Source organism: Microbispora sitophila (assembly GCF_014892245.1).
GTDB classification, from domain to species: Bacteria; Actinomycetota; Actinomycetes; order Streptosporangiales; family Streptosporangiaceae; genus Microbispora; species Microbispora siamensis.
On record NZ_JADBGC010000010.1, the window covers coordinates 1 to 18,461 of the forward strand.

The 18,461-nt window shown below is 72.5% G+C and carries 14 protein-coding genes; 3 read left to right on the forward strand and 11 right to left on the reverse strand.

The features are described 5' to 3' along the window. The first annotated feature begins 677 nt into the window (after positions 1–677). Positions 678–1,073 (forward strand): hypothetical protein, encoded by a 396-nt coding sequence (locus IL992_RS19270; RefSeq protein ID WP_226873400.1) that lies wholly within the window; start codon positions 678–680, stop codon positions 1,071–1,073. A gap of 4 nt (positions 1,074–1,077) precedes the next feature. Here IL992_RS19270 and IL992_RS19275 read toward each other — a convergent pair whose 3' ends face one another. Next, positions 1,078–2,673 carry an ABC transporter substrate-binding protein gene (locus IL992_RS19275; RefSeq protein ID WP_193204767.1) on the reverse strand — a complete coding sequence of 532 codons (1,596 nt, stop codon included), beginning with the start codon at positions 2,671–2,673 and terminating at the stop codon, positions 1,078–1,080. A 175-nt stretch (positions 2,674–2,848) separates the two neighbouring features. Between IL992_RS19275 and IL992_RS19280 the strand changes: the two genes are divergently transcribed. Continuing rightward, entirely contained in the window at positions 2,849–4,861 is a 2,013-nt protein-coding gene (locus IL992_RS19280) for a sensor histidine kinase (protein ID WP_193204768.1), read from the forward strand. After that, complete coding sequence (locus IL992_RS19285) at positions 4,858–5,229, forward strand: DUF742 domain-containing protein (protein ID WP_239109313.1); 372 nt, start codon at positions 4,858–4,860, stop codon at positions 5,227–5,229. The genes IL992_RS19280 and IL992_RS19285 overlap by 4 nt, the downstream gene beginning before the upstream one ends. A 9-nt stretch (positions 5,230–5,238) precedes the next feature. Here IL992_RS19285 and IL992_RS19290 read toward each other — a convergent pair whose 3' ends face one another. The 10 genes from IL992_RS19290 to IL992_RS19335 are packed head-to-tail and all read right to left on the reverse strand — an operon-like array spanning position 5,239 to position 18,391. Next, the gene (locus IL992_RS19290; protein ID WP_193204769.1) at positions 5,239–6,948 is read right to left on the reverse strand and encodes a hydantoinase B/oxoprolinase family protein; all 1,710 of its coding nucleotides are present in this window, start codon (positions 6,946–6,948) and stop codon (positions 5,239–5,241) included. Beyond that, entirely contained in the window at positions 6,945–8,945 is a 2,001-nt protein-coding gene (locus IL992_RS19295) for a hydantoinase/oxoprolinase family protein (RefSeq protein ID WP_193204770.1), read from the reverse strand. The genes IL992_RS19290 and IL992_RS19295 overlap by 4 nt, the downstream gene beginning before the upstream one ends. Before the next feature lie 43 nt (positions 8,946–8,988). Next, positions 8,989–10,497 (reverse strand): helix-turn-helix domain-containing protein, encoded by a 1,509-nt coding sequence (locus IL992_RS19300; RefSeq protein ID WP_193204771.1) that lies wholly within the window; start codon positions 10,495–10,497, stop codon positions 8,989–8,991. Further along, a complete protein-coding gene (locus tag IL992_RS19305; protein ID WP_193204772.1) occupies positions 10,481–11,464 on the reverse strand; it encodes an ABC transporter ATP-binding protein in 984 nt (327 codons plus the stop codon). The genes IL992_RS19300 and IL992_RS19305 overlap by 17 nt, the downstream gene beginning before the upstream one ends. Continuing rightward, complete coding sequence (locus tag IL992_RS19310) at positions 11,461–12,258, reverse strand: ATP-binding cassette domain-containing protein (protein ID WP_193204773.1); 798 nt, start codon at positions 12,256–12,258, stop codon at positions 11,461–11,463. Before IL992_RS19310 ends, IL992_RS19305 begins: the two co-directional genes overlap by 4 nt. Then, positions 12,255–13,112 (reverse strand): ABC transporter permease, encoded by an 858-nt coding sequence (locus IL992_RS19315; protein WP_193204774.1) that lies wholly within the window; start codon positions 13,110–13,112, stop codon positions 12,255–12,257. The genes IL992_RS19310 and IL992_RS19315 overlap by 4 nt, the downstream gene beginning before the upstream one ends. Further along, entirely contained in the window at positions 13,109–14,125 is a 1,017-nt protein-coding gene (locus IL992_RS19320) for an ABC transporter permease (protein WP_193204775.1), read from the reverse strand. Before IL992_RS19320 ends, IL992_RS19315 begins: the two co-directional genes overlap by 4 nt. Before the next feature lie 2 nt (positions 14,126–14,127). Further along, positions 14,128–15,750, reverse strand: a complete 1,623-nt coding sequence (locus IL992_RS19325) for an ABC transporter substrate-binding protein (RefSeq protein ID WP_193204776.1) — start codon at positions 15,748–15,750, stop codon at positions 14,128–14,130. A gap of 17 nt (positions 15,751–15,767) precedes the next feature. Further along, positions 15,768–17,312 (reverse strand): hydantoinase/oxoprolinase N-terminal domain-containing protein, encoded by a 1,545-nt coding sequence (locus IL992_RS19330; protein ID WP_193204777.1) that lies wholly within the window; start codon positions 17,310–17,312, stop codon positions 15,768–15,770. Then, positions 17,309–18,391 (reverse strand): DUF917 domain-containing protein, encoded by a 1,083-nt coding sequence (locus IL992_RS19335; protein ID WP_319018670.1) that lies wholly within the window; start codon positions 18,389–18,391, stop codon positions 17,309–17,311. Before IL992_RS19335 ends, IL992_RS19330 begins: the two co-directional genes overlap by 4 nt. Between the last annotated feature and the right edge of the window lie 70 nt (positions 18,392–18,461).

Here is an 18,461-nt window from a genome sequence, read left to right on the forward strand (position 1 = left end):
CCTACTTGACCCGAAACCCGCCGACCGACAGGAATTCGACCCCCCGTTTCCGGGGCAACCCCTCTAACTTACCCGAACCCCCAGCCCGGCGCAAAACCACCAGACCCAGAAGATCGAAAAGCACGAGGAGCCGCCGGCAACCAGCCCGCACACACAAGACAACCACCGAAGTGATCGAAGAGGAGTGCGCCGAACCGCGCCGACACCACAAGATTACCAGGGTCCGGCACCGCCATGACCCGGTTCGAGAACAACGCCCCCACGACGCGGGCTATTCCCCGCCGGGACCGGCCCGGCCTCCACGCGTCCGGTTGTCCAGCACACCAGCCGCGGCGGCTGTTCCCGCAGGTCGTGGCCGGGAGCGTGTCCCTCCTCCCGGACGCGGCAAAACGGGCGAGCAAGCGGGGACAACCAGATCCGGTTCTCAGGCATCTACTTAGCGCCGCGGCGGACAGCCGGCATGGCACGGATGATCGGGGAGGCACGACGTGAGGGACGAGCGCCGCAAGTGGCCGTCGTCCCCGCGCTCCGCGACGGCTCCACGTGGCCGTCGTCTTCCCACGCAACCGAACGTCAAGCCGCTCGCAACCGCCCCGCGCTACGAAGACGATGCGGAAGTCCCCTGTACGGCGCCAACCCGGCCGCCCGGACTTCCGTCGCTGGAGGTGGCCATCATCATGCGGTCGGAGTTCGACGACATCCGTGCCCACATCACCGCCGAGCCGCCGCGCCCGAGCGAGTTGCTCGAGCTCGCGCACTCCCTGCTTGACGACCTGGAGCAGTTGCGAACGCGCGAGGCGATCCTGCGCTCGCACTATCTCGCCCTGCTGACGGCGGCTCGTGCCACCGTGGCCGCGGACGCCGCCGGCCACCCGGAGGCGCTCACCTTCCTCCAGCACGAGCTGGCCGAGCACGGGCAGCTTCCCGACGGAGAGCAGGCACAGCGGATCTTGTCGGACGCCGTGGCGGCGCAGTCCATGCTCGCCCACCTCGACGAGCCCGTGGTTCCCCGGCGGTCCCGCACTCCCCGCAGCCCCCGCTGCGGCGGAGTCAGCCGCAGCCTGCGGGGCTGAGTGGTCAGCCGCCGGGGATGAGGTCGTGCACGAAGACGACGTTGGGGTAGGCCGGGTTGTCGGTGTACCCCTGAACGTTGCCCAGGTAGGCCCGCTGGTAGTTGGACACCCAGGGCACCGCCACCACGGCCTGCTCCTCGATGAGGTTCCTCTGGAGTTCGGCGTACGCCCTCTCCGCGGCGGGACGGTCGTTCGTCACCAGTGACGGCAGACGGTCGATCTTCGCGTCGACGTCCCTGTCCTTGAGGTAGGTGAGGTTGAAGGACACCGGCTCGGCGCTGTGGAAGACGTTGAGGAACCACGAGTACGCGTCGGCGTAGTCGGGCCACCAGTACATGACGAGGATGTCCTGGCGCTTGGCCGGGTCGGCCGACTTGCTCTGGTTCCATTGGTCGTTCCACTGCATCGCCTTCGCGTCGAGCTGGACGTTCAGCTCGGCGAGCGCGCTCTTGAGCCTGCGTACGAGCAGTTCCTCGTCGTCGTCCCCCTCCGCGTAGGTCAGCGTCAGGCGCAGGGGGTTGCCGTCCGGGCCGTACCCCGCCTCGTTCAGCAGCGCGGTGGCCCCGGTCAGGTCCTGCTTCTGGGTGAGGCCGGGCGTGTGCCCGAGCAGGCCCTCGGGCACCAGACCGGAGGCGGGCGCCCCAGCCCCCTTGAGCCCGGTGATCAGGCCGTCGTAGTCGATCGCCTTCTGCACCGCCTTGCGCAGCCGTACGTCCGCCAGCGGGCCGGAGGCGGTGTTGAACAGCACGAGCATGTTCTGGAACGACGGCACCTGGAGGGTGCGCACGCCCGCGGTCGCGCGGGCCCGCCGGAACAGTTCGGGGTTCAGCCGCTGCACGTAGCTCGCCTCGCCGCGCAGCAGCAGCCGGTACGCCCGGTCCGGGTTGGGGGTGACGCGGAACTCGATGTTCCGGTAGTGCGGGCCCTCCCAGCCGCCCCAGTAGCGGTCGAAGGCCCGCAGCACCAGCTCCTTCTCGCGGCCCTTCTTCCAGCTCGCCACGGTGTACGGCCCGGAGCCGGCGTCCCGGCCGGCCTGGAACCACTTCTTGAGGTCGCCCGATCCGGCCGCCTGCGTGTCGTAGATGTACGCCGCGTAGTCGGCGGAGGCGACCAAGTCGAGCGGGGCGGCGTACTTGAGCCGGAACTCCACCGTCAGCGAGTCCTTGACCGTGATCTGCTGGACGGGGTCCCAGATGTAGGCCGCGCCGGCGCCCATCCGCTTGGTGCGCTCGATGGACGCCTTCACCGCGGCGGCGTCCAGCGGTCGTCCGGTGTGGAAGACCACGCCGGACCGCAGCGTGAACGTCCAGACCTTGCCGTCGGAGGTCGTCTGCCAGCGCTCGGCCAGGCGCGGCGCCGCCCGCCGCGTCCTGGGGTTGTACATCGTCAGCGAGTCGTAGATGTTCTCCATCGCGACGACCTCGTTGGAGTACGAGCTCGCCGGGTCCCAGTCGGTGACGATGTCGAGATGATGCAGGTAGACGAAGGTCGAGTCCTTCGTCGAGGGAAGGTTCGCGGCGGAGATCCCCTGGACCTCACCCCCGCCGCATCCCGCGAGGGCCAGCACGGCCATCACTCCCAGCACGAGTAAACGGCGCATGCGTGCGGGTCCTTTCCGTGTCTACCATGATCGACGCTACTGCAAGATCACGATTGGACATGATATTTCCCGCTAATCGATCACAGGTCCCCTCATCCCACCCGCCTCACTGCTAGTCTCTATCCCTGTCGCAAAAAGGTTTATGTGAGGCTTGTCCCTCACTGGGCGAGGTGCCATGAGTCCGCGCAGGCGTGACCGGCCGATCAGGTCCCGGCTCATCGGCCTGCTGCTCGTACCGCTCTTCTCGCTGGTCGCCCTGTGGGCGGTCACCGCCGGTGTCACGATCGGCGAGAGCCTGAGCCTTCGTACGTACAACACGCTGTGGTCCACGCTGCGGCGGCCCGCCGACTCCCTGATCGTCGACTTGCAGAGCGAGCGCCTGACCACGGCCCGATACCTCGGTTCGCACCGGAAGGCCGACCGCGACGCCATGGTCCTGCAGCGCCAGCACACCGACAAGACCAGGGAGAAGGTCCGCACGCTGGCCCTGTCCAGCGCCTCCCGCTCGGCCACCACTCCGGCCATGCGCACCCAGGTCGACGAGATGCTGGCGGGGCTCAGCCGGATCGACGAGATCCGGGCGGAGATCGACGAGGGGCTGTCGGAGCGGCTGTACGCCATCGAGACCTACAACCTGGTCAGCGACTCGATCTACCGCATGCACTACAGCCTTGCACTGATCGACGACATCCCGATCTACCAGCAGTCGCGCGTGGTGATCTCGCTCGGGTACGCCAAGGAGCTGCTCACCCGGGAGCAGGCGCTGGAGGCGGCCGCCGGGGCGTCCGGCGGCCTCACCGACGAGGAACGCAAGCTGTTCACCCAGCTCGTGGGCAACCGCCGGTTCCTCATCGACCAGGCGCTGCCCGAGCTGGACGCCGGCCTGCGGCAGCTGCACGTCAACCTGATCACCACCCCGCTCTACCAGCGGCTGCGGCTGCAGGAAGAGCAGATCATCGCCGCGCCCAAGCTCTCGGCGCGTACGCAGCGGGTGTGGCAGTCGACCTCCGACGACCTGGCCGAGTCGTTCCAGAAGGCGCAGACCGAGGCGGCTGCCCTGCTCGCCGAACGCGCCGCGCCGATCGCCGACTCGATCCTGCGGCGGGCCGTGCTGGCCGGGGGCTTCGGTCTCCTCGCGGTCATCGCCTCGATCCTGATCTCGCTGCGGGTCGGCGGACGCCTCGCCCGCGAGCTGGCCGACCTGCGGCAGGCCGCGCTCGACCTCGCGAACAAGCGGCTGCCGGGCGTGCTGGTCAAGCTCAAGCGAGGCGACGACGTCGACGTGGCCACCGAGGCGCCTCCGCTCCAGACCTCGGGCGGGACCGCCGAGATCCAGGACGTGGGGCGGGCCTTCTCCACCGTCCAGGAGACCGCGGTGGAGGCCGCCATCGGGCAGGCCCGCCTGCAGCGGGGTGTCAGCCAGGTCTTCCTCAACCTGGCGCGGCGCAGCCAGACGCTGCTGCACCGGCAGCGGACCCAGTTGCACGGCATGCAGCGCCACACGACCGATCCGGACATGCTGGAGGAGCTGTTCCGGCTCGACCACCTGACGACCCGCATGCGCCGCCACGCCGAGGGCCTGATCATCCTGTCGGGCAACGCCCCCGGCCGTGCCTGGCGCAAGCCCGTCCCGATGTACGACGTCGTACGCGGGGCCGCGGCCGAGGTGGAGGACTACGCCCGGGTGAACGTGCTGCCGATGGAGGACCACGGGCTCGACGGCGCCGCGGTGGCCGACGTCATCCACCTCATCGCCGAACTGGTCGAGAACGCCACGATCTTCTCGCCGCCGCACACCTCCGTGTCGGTGCGCGGCGAACTCGTCGGCATGGGCTTCGCGGTCGAGATCGAGGACCGCGGGCTCGGCATGACCAAGGAGCGGCTCGCCGAGCTGAACGAGCGTCTGGCCAACCCGCCGGAGTTCGACATCGCGGACACCGACCGCATGGGGCTGTTCGTCGTCGCGCGCCTGGCCGCGCGGCGGGACATCCGCGTGACCCTACGGCCCTCGCCCTACGGAGGAACGACCGCCATCGTGCTGATCCCATCCGCGCTCATGGTTGGCCCCAAGGATCCCGATCTCGCCCGTCTCGCCGCGGGAGAGGTCACCCCGGAGGACATCATCCTCGCCTCGCTGCAACGGGGGCCGCAGGAGAACGAGAACACCGGCGAGGAGGACCGAAAGTGACGGAACGCATGCAGGACCAGTGGCTGGACGAGGAGGCCGGGCCGATCGTCCCGGCCTACGCCCTGACCCGCGGACGCGTGCGGCCCTCCAGCCAGGAGATCGACCTCGTCGCCATCGTCACCGCCACCGGCGGGCCCACGCCGGTGAGCCTCGGTCCCGAGCAGTGGATGATCCTCAGCCTGTGCGCCCGCCCGGCGTCGCTGGCGGACATCGCCGCGGCGATCGACCTGCCGCTCGGCGTCGTACGGGTGCTGGTGGGCGACCTCCACGAGCAGGGTCTCGTGCAGGTGCGCCCACCCGCCAACGTCGCGCGCTTCCCCACTCCCGGCATCCTGACCGAGGTGATCAGCGGCCTGCGCGCGCTGTGACCTTCTCGGTCAGAGCGCGTGCGGGTAGTGCCGTGCGGCGTGCTCGGAGGTGATGTACCCCTCCCGCAGGTCGGCGCGCACGGCCTCGGGGTCGCGCTCTTCGGGCGGGCCGTACCCGCCTCCCGAGCCGGTGCGCAGGTGCACGACCGCGCCCTTGGGCAGGAAGACCCGCGTCTTCAGCGAGAAGTCCTCGGCGTGCCCGTCGGGATACTCCACCGTGAGCCGGTTGGGCCGGCCCGGCAGGCCGCCTTCCAGGCCCCAGGGCTCCAGCGCGGTCCTGGCCAGGCCCGCGGTGAGGTACTGGTCCTCCAGGATGCGGAAGGACAGGTCGAGTCCCAGGCCGCCGCGGTGACGGCCGGGTCCGCCGGAGTCCTCGGCCAGGGCGAGCCGCTCGATCCGCCAGGGGTTGCGCGCCTCCCACACCTCGGCCGGGGTGAAGCGGGTGGCCGACTCCGAGATGTACATGAGCGCGCTCGCGCCGTCCGCCGACGGTGAGGCGCCCTGGCCCACGGGGTGCGGCGCGCCGTCGGCCCACGGCTCGCCGGTCGCCTCGCGGTTGCCCCACCACACCAGGGCGTTGATGTCCCCGCCGCTGGCGGCCGGCACCGATTCCGGCACGGCCTCGGCCAGCGCCCTGATGATCAGCTCGATGGCGTGGTCGGAGGGAATGCCGTACATGAAGCAGGGCGCCGGACGTACGGGGTGGAACAGCGAGCCGAGCCGGGTGACCAGCTCCAGCGGGCGGAAGTGGCCCTCGTTGGGCTGCTCGCCCGCACCCGCGAGGAAGGCCACCGCGATCCGGACGGCCGCCACGGTGGACGGCAGCGGGCAGTTGACCGGCCCGCCGACCTGGTCGGGGCAGTCGGTCAGGTCGACGGTCACCGACGAGCCGTCCACGGCCACCCGGACGCCGAACGGGATCGGCCTGCCGTTCACGCCGTCGGAGTCGATGACGCTGGACGCCTGGTAGACGCCGTCGGGCAGGCGCTCGAACCAGCCGCGCACCAGCGCCTCGCCGTGGGCGTACATCCGGGCGACGCAGCGGCGGAAGGTGTCCAGGCCGTGCCGCCGCACCAGCGCGCCGAGGGCCTCCGCCCCGGTCCGTGCCCCGGCCACCATCGCGTTGATGTCCCCGATGACCATCTCCGGCATGCGGCTGTTGGCCAGGATCATCCGGTAGACGTCGCTGACCAGCCGCCCGGCGTCGTACAGCTTGACGCCGGGGAAGATCGTGCCCTCCTGGTGGACGTCGACCGTGTCCGTGCAGTACGGATCCTTGCCGCCGATGTCGAGCCAGTGGGCCTTGATGGCGGAGTACGCGACCAGCGTGTCCTCGTGGAAGATCGGCACCACCATCGCCGCGTCCTGCGGGTGGGAGCCGGTGCCGTACGGGTCGTTGTAGAGGATCACGTCGCCGGGGCTGAGCGCGGCGGGACCGCCGACGCCCTCGACGGCCTCCCTGACGCAGAAGCCGAGGGTGCCCATGAACGCCGGCAGCGTCGGGGCCTGCGCCAGCATGCACGCGTCGGCGTCGTAGAAGGCGACGGCGAAGTCCAGCGCCTCGTAGATGATCGGCGAGAACGCGGTGCGGATCAGCGACTGCTTCATCTGGTCGGCGGCCGCGTTGAGGCCCTGCCGGATGATCTCGGTGGTGATCGGGTCGGCTCCGTCGCCCAGCCCCGGGTGCACCTCCGCGTATCGGGTGCGGACGATGGTCATGGGCGGTCCTTCCGTGTGATCATGAGGCAGCCGCTCTCGTGCGCCTCCACCGCGAAGCCGGCGTCCACGTAGGTGGTCGCGGTCGGCTCCACCACCAGCAGCGGGCCCTCGGCCACGCCCTCCAGGTCCTCCCGCCGTACGATCGGGGCCTCGGTCCAGGCACCCCGGCGGAACGACCACAGCCGCGTCGTCCCCCGCCCGCCCTCGCCCGACGGCGGGGCCGGCACCATCGGGCGGTCCGCGTCGAGGACCACCCTGCCGGTCGCCCGTACGGTGACGATCTCCAGCGGGTCGGGCAGCGTGTGGCCGAAGGCCCGGTGGTATGCCTCGGAGAAGCGGGCGGACACGGCCTCAAGGTCGTCCTCGCCGAGCCGCACCGGGATCGTCAGCGTGTGCTCCTGGCCCCGGTGGCGCAGGTCGAGGTCCACCTCGCGTACGGCTCCGGGCTGCGCGAGCCGTTCGAACAGCGTCTCCGCCACCCGTTCGACCAGCGGCAGCGCCTCGTCGTCCAGGGGACGCACCATCGTGCGGGCGGCCGACCGCACGATGTCGGCCTGCACCAGGCCGACGGCGGAGAAGTTGCCCGCGTTGGGCGGCACGACCACGGTGTCCACGTCGAGCTCGTCGGCGAGCAGGCAGCCGAACACCGGCCCGGCGCCGCCGAAGGCGACGACGGCCGCGCCGCGCGGGTCCACGCCCCGCTCCACCGTCACGCCGCGCACGGCCTGCGCCATGTGCGCGGCGGCGATCCTGACCACGCCCACCGCGACCGCGTCCACGCCGTCGATGCCGGTAGGGCCCGCCAGCGGCGCCAGCGCACCGGCCGCCGCGTCCTCGGACAGTTCGATGCCGCCCGAGATGTGCCCACGGGGGATCATGCCGAGGTGCAGGGCGGCGTCGGTCACCGTGGGCTCGGTCCCGCCGCGCTGGTAGCAGGCGGGCCCGGGGTCGGCGCCCGCGCTGCGCGGGCCGACCCGCAGCAGGCCGCCCGCGTCCGCGTACGCCACCGAGCCGCCGCCGGCGCCCACCGACCGCACGTCCACCCAGGGGCTCTGCAGCGGCAGGCCGACGACCTCGCCCTGGTAGAGCAGCGGGAGCCGTCCGTCCTCGATGAGCGCGGTGTCGAAGCTGGTGCCGCCCACGTCGGCGGCGACGGCCGTGCCGAAACCGAGCGAGGCGGCCAGGCGGGCGGTGGCGGCGGCCCCGGCCACCGGGCCGGACAGGATCGTCTCGAACGGCCGGGCCGCGGCCTCGGCCAGCGCCAGCGCGCCGCCGCCGGACCGGGTCACGAGCAGCTCGCCCGCGAAACCCCTCGCCCGCAGCTCGCGGTCGAGGTTGTGCAGGTAGGGCCCCATGCGGTGGCGGACGAAGGCGTCCACGACCGTGGTGCACGTGCGCTCGTACTCCCGGTATTCCCCCGAGACCTCGTGCGACAGCGAGACCGGCCCGGCGAACCCGGCCTGCCTGAGCAGCTCGGCCGCCCGCGCCTCGTGCGCGGGGTTTGCGTAGGAGTTCACCAGCACGATCGCGACGGCGTCCACGCCCTCTGCGGCGAACACCTCGGCGGCCCGCCGCACGTCCTCCGGCTCCAGGTCGCGTACGACCGAGCCGTCGGCGGCCACCCGTTCGGTCACCTCCAGGCGCAGCCGCCGGGGCACGAGCGGCGGCGGCGGGGTCCAGAACAGGTCGTAGGGATCGTCGCGGTCGCCCCGGCGGATCTCCAGCACGTCGCGGAACCCGGCCGTGGTGATCAGGCCGACGGTCGCGCCCCGTCTTTCGAGCAGCGCGTTCAGGCCCACGGTGGTGCCGTGCACGAAGTGGCGGCAGCGGGCGAGCAGATCCTGTGGCACGGCCGCGTCGACCGCGGCGAGGACCCCGCGTTCCGGCGCGGACGGCGTGGTGGGCTGTTTGGCGACCCTGATCTCGCCGGTCGCGGCGTCGTGCAGGACGAGGTCGGTGAAGGTGCCGCCGACGTCCACTCCGATGACCGTTGTCATGCCTGGCAACGTAGATCCGACCGCGCACCGCGTCGATGTGCCCTCACGACGACGAGATCGGCGTTGTTGTCCCCGGGAGACAGTCGTGGTCGAGCACCACGTGGCAGGCGAGCTGGAGCGCGAAGCGGGTCTGCGGGTCGGACAGGTCGGCGTCGAGCGCCTCGGCGATGCGCCTGATCCGGTGGGCCACCGCGTTGGGATGCAGGCTGAGCAGCTCGGCCGCCCTGGTGCGGGAGCCCCAGCTGTCCAGGTAGGCCTTCAGCGTGGGCACCGCGTGGGCGCTGAGCGCTCCGAGGCGTTCCAGTGGGGCGAGCATGTCCCTGGCGGCGACCAGCGCGCTCTCGCTGCCACTCAACTCCGCGAGGAGCGCGTGGACCCCGAGGCGATCGAACCGCACGACCTCCCCGGCCGCGGCACGTGCGGCGGCCGCGCGCGCCTGCGACGCCGTACGGCGCAGCCCGTCCGGCCCCGCCTGGCACGTGCCGACCCCTGCTCCCACGACCCCTGCTCGCACGGCCGGCGGCCACGGTGTCGGAGGCGGGTACGGCAGGCCGGCGCCGAGAGTCATCCGCTCGTCGGCGGTGAGGAGCACGAGCACGCCGTCCTGCCACCGGGTGACCAGCGGCGGCGCCGACAGCTCGGCCGCCCCGCCGCCCGTGTCGCCGAGGCCCGTGTCGCTGATGCCCGCATCGCTGAGACCCAGTGCGCCGGGCAGCGCCGCGGCGGTCCCGCGCGCCTCGCGGAGCACCGGATCCGCCGCCCCGGGGGTCGCGCCGCCGGGGTCCCGCAGGAAGACCGCGACGTGCCAGCCGTCCACGGGCACGCCCTCGTGCCGGGCGCGGCGGGCGGCGATCCGGGTGTCCTTGGCGCCGAGCAGGGCCAGCAGCGCGCGCTCGCGGGCCGCCTCCGCCTCCCGCGCGGCCGCCCGCACCCGGCCGAGCGTGGTCGCGACGACCTGGGCGACGATGGCCGCCGCCGGGTCCTCGCCCTCCCAGCACACGTAGCCGTCCGGCCGGCCGCCGACCCGGATCACGGTCGCGTTGGCCGCCGGGTCGGCCAGGTCGGCGACCACGTACGCGACCCCGACGGAGGCGGACGCCGCGCGCAGGATGTCGTCCTCGCCCGCGCCCTCCATCGCGCCGAGGCCGTCGATCGCCTCGCGCGTACGGCGCAGCAGCAGCCCGGGGTCGGCGCGTACGGCCGCGCTGAGGCCGAGCACGGTGTCCGACAGCGAGTGGTCGGAGGCGCCGGCGAGCAGCGCGACCCCCTCCCGCCTGGCCAGCTCCACCATCTCCGGCGAGGTGCCCGAGGGGCCGGGCAGCACGATCCCGGCCAGGCCGCCGCGCCCGGCCAGACGCAGCGCGTCGAGCACGTCGCACGACCGCATGGCGTGGCGGGACAGGATCGCCAGCGCGCCGGGGGCCGCCGAGGCCAGTTCGCGCATCTCGTCGACGAGGACGACGCTGCCGACCTCCCGGGCGTCCCAGGGCCCGGCGACGAGCGTCAGCCTGCGGCCCGCGGGCGTCCTGAGCAGGTCACTGACGCGGCGCATCGGGGGTCTCACCTCCGTGGGGGACGCGCGGAGCCGAGGAGCCCGGGGTGTGCAGCACCTCCTCCGCACGATGACATGCCACCTTACGCCCCTCGACCTCACGCGGCTCCGGCGTCTCGTCCTGGCAGCGGTCCACCGCGAGGGGGCAGCGCAACCGGAACGGGCACCCCGTCGCCGCCGCGGCCGCCTCGGTCCGTCCGGCCGCGCGCGGCGGCTCGCCGCCCAGGCGCGGCACCGCGTCGCGCAGCGCCCGGGTGTACGGGTGGGCCGGGCGGGTGAGCAGTTCCCCGGTCGGGCCCGACTCGACGACCCGCCCGGCGAACAGCACCGACGACGTACGGCACAGCCGCTCCACGACGCCGAGGTTGTGCGTGATGAGCAGGTAGCCGAGCCCGTGTTCGGCGGCCAGCCTCTCCAGCAGGTCGAGGATTTTGGCCTGCACCGTGACGTCGAGCGCGCTCGTGGGCTCGTCGAGCACCAGCAGGCGCGGCTCCACGGCCAGTGCGCGGGCGATCGCCACCCGCTGCCGCTGGCCGCCGGACATCTCGTGCGGCCTGCGGGCGGCGAGTGCGGGGTCGAGCCCCACGTCGGCGAGGAGCGCGGCGACCCGGTCCCGCCGCTCGGTCCTGGACATGCGGTGGTGAGTGGTCAAGGCCTCGGTGATCGACGCCCCGGCCGTCATGCGGGGGTCGAGCGCCTCGCTGCCGTCCTGGAAGACCGGCTGCACGGCCCGGCGGAACTCGGCCCGGCCCGCCCTGCCGAGCCCGGCCAGGTCGCCGGTGCCGTACCGGACGACGCCGGATCGCGGGCGCATGAGGCCGAGCAGGGCGCGGGCGAGCGTGGTCTTGCCCGAGCCGCTCTCTCCGATCAGGCCCACCCCGCCCTCGTCCACAGTGAGGCTCACGTCGTGGACCACCGCCGTCGTGCCGTAGGCGAGGGTGACCCCTTCGGCGGCGAGCAGAGTCATGACCCCTCCGCGAGTTCTGGCAGTGCGGGACCAGCGTCAGGTAGTGCGGGCACCGCGGCGATCAGCTCACGGGTGTAGGGGTCGCTCGGCCGGGCGAACACCTCGGCGGCGGGCCCGCTCTCCACCACCGCGCCGTCGCGCATGACCACGACCCGGTCGGCGATCGTGGAGACCAGGGCGAGGTCGTGGGAGACCAGCAGCACGGCGAGACCGCGCTCGTCGCGCAGCCGGCGCAGCACCGCGACCACCTCGGCCTGCACGGTCACGTCGAGCGCGCTGGTCGGTTCGTCGGCCAGCACGACCTGTGCGCCGAGCGCCAGGGCGAGCGCGATGGCGAACCGCTGGGCCTGGCCGCCGGACACCTGGTGGGGGTAGCGGCGCAGGATCTCCGGGTCGAGCAGCACCGCGCGGACGCCCTCCTCGGCCCGCTCCCGCGCGTCCGCGCCCTTGACGCCGTGGCGGGCGAGCGCGCGGCGCATGAGCGTGCCCAGGCGCATGGTGGGGTTGAGCGCGGCCTGCGGGCTCTGCATCACCAGGGCGGCCCGCGAGCCGCGGATCTCCCGCAGCCGCGCCGGGCTCGCCGTGAGCACGTCCACGTCGCCGACGGTGATCCGGCCGGAGACGTCCGCGCCGTGGACGAGGCCGAGCGTGCTGAGCAGGGTGGTCGTCTTACCCGACCCGCTCTCGCCGACGATCGCCACGCACTCCCCGGCGGCCACGTCGAGTTCGGGGACCGACGCGATCACCCGGTCGCCGATCCTCACGACGAGGTCCTTCACGCTGATCAAGCTCATCGTGACAACCTCGCCCTCAGCCCCTCGCCCAGCACGTTGAACGAGAACGCGGTGATCAGGATGGCGAGGCCGGGGAAGGTCACCACCCACCAGTCGGTGGTGAACAGCGACTGGCCCTGCTGGACCATCAGCCCCCACTCCGAGGTCGGCTCGTGGGCGCCCAGCCCGAGGTACGACAGCGCGGCGGCGGTGAGGATGACCCCGCCGCCGTCCAGCGACAACTGCACCAGCACCGGCGTGAGCGAGTTCGGCAGCACGTGCCGCAGCACGATGAGCGGGGCGGGCACGCCCAGGCAGCGCGCGGAGTCGACGAAGCCCCGGGTGGCCACGGACGCGGCGACCGACGCCGTGAGCCGGGCGTACCACGGCCACCAGGTGACCGCGATCGCCACGATCACGGTGGTCACGCTCGGCTGGAGCACCACGGCGAGCGCCAGCGACAGCAGCAGCGCGGGGAAGGCGAGGAAGATGTCGGTCACCCGCATGATCACGTCGCGGGCCCAGCCGCCGGCGTACCCGGCGACCACGCCCAGGATGACGCCGGCCACGCCGCTGACGGCCAGCACCGCGACGGCGATCAGCAGCGAGGTGCGGGCGCCGAACAGGACCCGGCTGAGCACGTCGCGGCCGACCTGGTCGGTGCCGAACCAGTGGGCGCCGCTCGGCGGCAGCAGCGCCTCCAGGGGATGCGTGGCCGAGCCGCCGTCGTCCGGGTAGGGGGCGATCCACGGCGCGAGCAGCGCCGCAAGCACGACGATGCCCAGCAGCACGGCCCCCGCCACCGCGAGGCGGTCCACTCCGGCCAGGCGCCGCAGCGGTGTACGGCGGAACGCAGGCAGGGCGGGGGCCGTCACCGGGCCCTCACCCTCGGGTCGACCACGCCCTGGAGGAGGTCCACGGCGAGGTTGGCGACGACGTACAGCACGGCGACCAGCAGCGTGACCCCGGCGATGGCGGGGGTGTCGAGCGAGCGGATCGAGTCGGCGGCGTACCGTCCGAGCCCCGGCCAGTTGAACACGGCCTCCACGAGGAAGCCGTTCACGATCGAGTACGCGAAGACGAGCGCGATCAGCGACAGCACCGGGTTCAGCGCGGGCCGCAGGGCGAACCGGGTGAGCACCGCTGTCTCCCCGAAGCCGAGCGCGCGCTCCAGCCGGGCGTGGTCGCGTGACGACTCCTCGATGAGGGCGGCCCTCGTCATCTGGGCCACCACCCCGGCCGGGTACGCCGCGATCACCAGGGCGGGCAGCACCAGGTGCGACAGCGTGCTCGTGAGGATCGGCCAGTTGCCGGTGATCAGCGCGTCCACGGCCGTGATGTTGGTGTAGAGGTGCAGGGGGCTGGTCCGGTCGAGCGAGGCGTCGTACTCTCCCGCGACGGGGAACCAGCCGAGCCCGCTGGCGAAGACCGTCTGCAGGGCCAGCGCCAGCCAGAACACCGGCACCGACACGGCCAGCATCGACGACAGTCGCACCGACAGGTCGGGCAGGCGGCCCTTGTAGCGGGCGGCGGCGATCCCCAGCGGGATGCCCGCGACCAGCGCGATGATCAGCGCCGCGCCCACGAGTTCCAGGGAGGCGGGAAACGCCTGGAAGAGGTCGTCGCGCACGGGCTGCCGGGTGTGCAGGCTGGTCCCCCAGTCGCCGCCCAGCAGGTCGCGCACGTAGTTCCACAACTGCACCGGCAGCGGGTCGTCCAGGCCGAACCGCCGCCGGGCATCGGCGAGCTCGGCCGCCGTCGCCTTCGGCCCGGCGTACGCCACGGCCGGGTCGCCGGGCACCAGGCGCATGACGGCGAACGTGAGGACGATCACGCCGGCCACGACCAGGACGGCCTGGCCGAGCCGGCGGATCAGGTACCTCGGCATGATCAGGCGCCGGGCTTCAGGTCGTAGACGAACACCACGTTGGGGTAGGCCGGGTTGTCCGTGTACCCCTGGACCGACTTGGCGTAGGCCCGCTGGTAGTTCTGCACGTACGGCACGGCCACCGCCGCCTGCTCATTGATGATCTTGTTCTGGAGGTCGGCGTACGCCTTCTCCGCCGCGGCCTTGTCGGTCGCGGTGAGCGCGGGCAGCTCGTCGATCTCCTTGTCGATCGCCGCGTCCTTCAGGTAGGAGAGGTTGAACTGCACGTTCTTCTCACCGTGGAAGACGTTGACGAACCACGAGTAGGCGTCGGCGTAGTCGGGGAACCAGTACATGATGAAGATGTCCTGGCGCTTCGACGGGTCCTTCGCCTTGCCCTGGTCCCACTGCGTGGTCCACTGCAGCGGCTTGGCCGACAGCTTCACGTTGAGCTTGTCGAGCGCCGAGGAGAGCAGCGTGACCAGCAGTTCCTGGTCGGCGTCGCCCTGGGCGTAGGTCAGCGTCAGGTCGAGCTGCTTGCCGCCGGGGCCGTACCCGGCCTCCTTGAGCAGCGCCTCGGCGCCGACGAGGTCCTGCTTGGGCGTCATGCCGGGGATGTTGCCGAGCAGGCCCTCGGGGACCAGGCCGCTGGCGGCCACGCCCGAGCCCTTCATCGCCGCCACGAGGCCGTCGTAGTCGATCGCCTTCTGCAGGGCCTGGCGCAGCTTCACGTCCTTGAGCGGGCCGCCGGCGGTGTTGAACAGCACGAGCAGGTTCTGGAACGACGGCGTCTGCGAGGTCTGCACCGTGTCCGTGCCCCCCGCCTGGGCGAACAGCTGCGAGTTGAGCCGCTGGATGAACGACACCTCGCCGCGTTGCAGCAGCTGCCAGGCGGTGGTCAGCTCGGGCGTGACCCGGAAGGCGATCTTCTTGTAGTGCTGGCCGTCCCAGCCACCCCAGTAGCCGTCGAACGCCTTGAGCGTGAGCTCGGTCTCCTTGCCCTTCTGCCAGCTCTCGATCGTGTACGGCCCCGAGCCCGCGTCATGGCCCTCGCCGAACCACTTCTTCAGGTCACCGGAGGCGGCCGTGGTGTCGTAGATGTACGACGCGTAGCCGGCCGAGGCGACCAGGTCCAGCGGGGCGGGGTACTTGAGCGTGAACTCCAGCGTCGTGGCGTCCTTGGCCTCGATCTTGTCGACCGCGCCCCAGATGTAGGCCGCCCCCTGCCCCTCCTTGATCGTGCGCTCGATCGCGGCCTTCGCCGCCGCGGCGTCCACCGGCTTGCCCGTGTGGAACGTCGCGCCCTGGCGCAGGGTGAACGTCCACTTCTTGCCGTCCGAGGAGGAGGTCCACGAGGACGCCAGGCGGGGCTCGGCCTTCTTCGTCTGCGGGTTGTAGCGGGTCAGCGACTCGTAGATGTTCTCCATCGCGATGATCTCGTTGGAGTACGAGCTCGCCGGGTCCCAGTCGGTGACGACGTCCAGGTTGGGGACGTACACGAACGTGCTGTCGGCCGTGCCCGCCGAGGAGCCGGGCTGCGGGGTGGAGTCGGCGGCGCCGCGGACCTGCCCGCCCGAGCAGGCCGCGGCGGTGGCGGTCACGGCGGCCACGGCTCCCGCGGCGAGAAGACGCTTGTGCCAGCGCATGTGAGGGAGTTCCTTTCCTATCCGGCCTGCCGGGCGAGGGGGCCGGCGGCCTTGACGTGCAGGCGCACCGCGGGCTCAGGAAGGTAGCTGAGAGGGATCTCGCTGAGCTCGACGATCTGAACGGTTGCGGGGTCGGCCCCGGCGGCGACGGCCCGCGCGGCCGCCTCCTCCTTGGCGTTGTCGATCAATCTAGCCCTGGAGCTCCCGCCTCCAGAAGCGGGCACGATCGTTTCGAGCCTGCCGCTGGCGAGGGCGATGGCCGCGCCCACGGCGTTGGCCACCTCCGCGTGCGCGGGGCGGATCACCTCACGGGCCCCCGGCACCTGATCGGCCAGCAGGAACGCGCCGCCGCCGACCGCCACGAGCGGCCGGTCGGCCCGGCCGAGCGCGACGCGGTCCACCGCGTCCGCGACGGCCTCGTCGGCCGCCCGTACGGCCCCGGCCAGCCTCTCGCGCCACTCCTCGGGGACGGGACGGGTGCCGACCGTGCCCCGCCCGGCCGCCACCGCGGCGTCGGTCATGGTGGGGGTGGAGCCGCCGAAGACCAGCGCCTCCGTGCCGATCCGGTAGCCCACCGAGCGCGGCTCCGCCCCGACAATCGTGCCGCCGCCGAGCGCGATGGACAGGATGTCGGGCATCCGGAAGTTGGTCGCGACCCCGCCGATCTCGACCGCCGCGGCCGACTCCCGGGGGAAGCCGCCTACGAGCACGCCGAGGTCGGTCGAGGTGCCGCCGACGTCGGCCACGATCGCGTCCGTCACGCCCGACAGGTACGCCGCGCCGCGCAACGAGTTGGCCGGCCCCGAGCCGATGGTCAGCACCGGGTAGCGGGCCGCGTAGTCGACGGCCATCAAGGTGCCGTCGTTCTGCGCGAAGTACGTCTCGACTTCCAGGCCCCTCGCCTCAAGGGCCCCGCGCAGCGCGGCGGTGACGTCGCGGGCCACGCCGTACAGGGCGGCGTTGAGCACGGTCGCGTTCTCGCGCTCCAGCAGGCCGAGCGAGCCGATCTCGTGGCTGAGGCTCACCGGCACGTCGCCGATCTCGGCGCGGATGATCTCGGCGACCCGGTTCTCCTGGTCGGCGCTCGCCGGGCTGAACACGCCGGTGACGGCGACCGCGTCGGCGGGCGTGGTCGCCACGAACTTCCTGACCGCGTCCACGTCGAGAGGCGCGATCTCGCGCCCGTCCACGAAGTGCCCGCCCCGCACGATCGCGGTTCCCGCCGCGACGGTGTCGCGCAGGTCGTCCGGCCACTCGCTGAGCGGCGGCACGGACGTGGTCGCCGGGGCGCCGAGACGCAGCACGGCCACCCGGCCGAGCGCGCGCCGCTCCAGGATGGCGTTGGTCGCGTGGGTGGTGCCGAGCATCACCCGCTTCACGCGCTTGTCCAGGCCCGGCTCGGGCAGCTCGGCGAGGACCGCGTCGAGCGCCGCGCGCAGGCCCTCGGTCACGTCGGCGCTGGTGGGCCGCTTGGCGGTGGCGAGGACCCGGTCGTCGTCGTCCAGCACCACCGCGTCGGTGTTGGTGCCGCCCACGTCGATGCCGACCCGCAGCGTACTCATGCGATCTTCTCCACCGGCAGGTAGTCCATGTCGTAGCCGAACGCCCGCGGGCCCGCCGTCTCCAGGCCCTTCCGCGTACGCCACAGGGGGTCGCAGGGCCAGGCCAGCACGGTCACCCGCTGGCCGTATCGCAGCCCCTCGGTCTGGATCGCCGTCGCCGTCTGGCTGTCGACCACCGTGATCAGGTCGGGCACCATGGCCCTGACCCGGCCGTCCTCCACGGCGACGAGGTTCTCGTTCTGAATCTCCAGGGTCAGCGTCCTGCCCCGGTCGTCGCCGGTGCCCTCGATCGTCGCCGTGCCCCGGGCGAACCCGCCGCTGGTCCTGCGCTCCAGGTCGGCCAGCTTGCCGGTGATCAGCCGTACCGCGCCGAGCTCGGCGGTCAGGGCGGCCAGCGGGTCGGCGGCGCCCTCGGTCGCCCGGCCGACCGCGATCGCCCGGCTCACCGTGCCCTCGATCACCGCGCCCGCGCACTCGCGCGCGGTCAGCACGTAGTCGGCCATCAGGGCGCTCGACCCCGCGGCCACGCAGACGGCCCGCGCGATCTGCTCCGACCACAGGCCATCGACCGGCCGGATCGTCACGACGTTGCCGACGACGTCGGACATGACCACGAGGTTGGCCGGGATCCCGGCCACGTACATCGAGACCATCTGGACCTCGGGGAAGGCCCGGCCCATCGCGTCGGCGTCGAGCAGCGGCAACCCGAGCCTGGCCGCCCAGGCCACCGGTGCGACGCCGTTGCCGCCGCCGATCTCCGAGGACATGACCGCGGCGGGCGGCCGGCCGAAGATCCGCTCGATCTCCTCGGCGATCCTGACCGGCTCGTCCGTGCCGTGGACCATCTCGTTGCTGACGGTAGGGGCGCCGATCCCCGACAGCGGCAGCACGAGGGCGTCCTCGGGCAACTCGTCCAGGGTGACCAGCGGCACCTCGCCGCGCTCGCGTATCGCGCGCCGGGCGGCGATGGCGCCGGGACGGACGTCCCCGCCGCCGCCGGTGCCGAGCACGGCGCAGCCGCGGGCCAGCGCGGCGACGTCCTCCAGAGTGATGCGGGCCTGCATGCGGGGAGCCTTCACCACGGGACGGTTCCGCCTCAATGTCGCTATGCGACATCTATCGGGCGATTGTTGTCGCCCCGCGACAAGG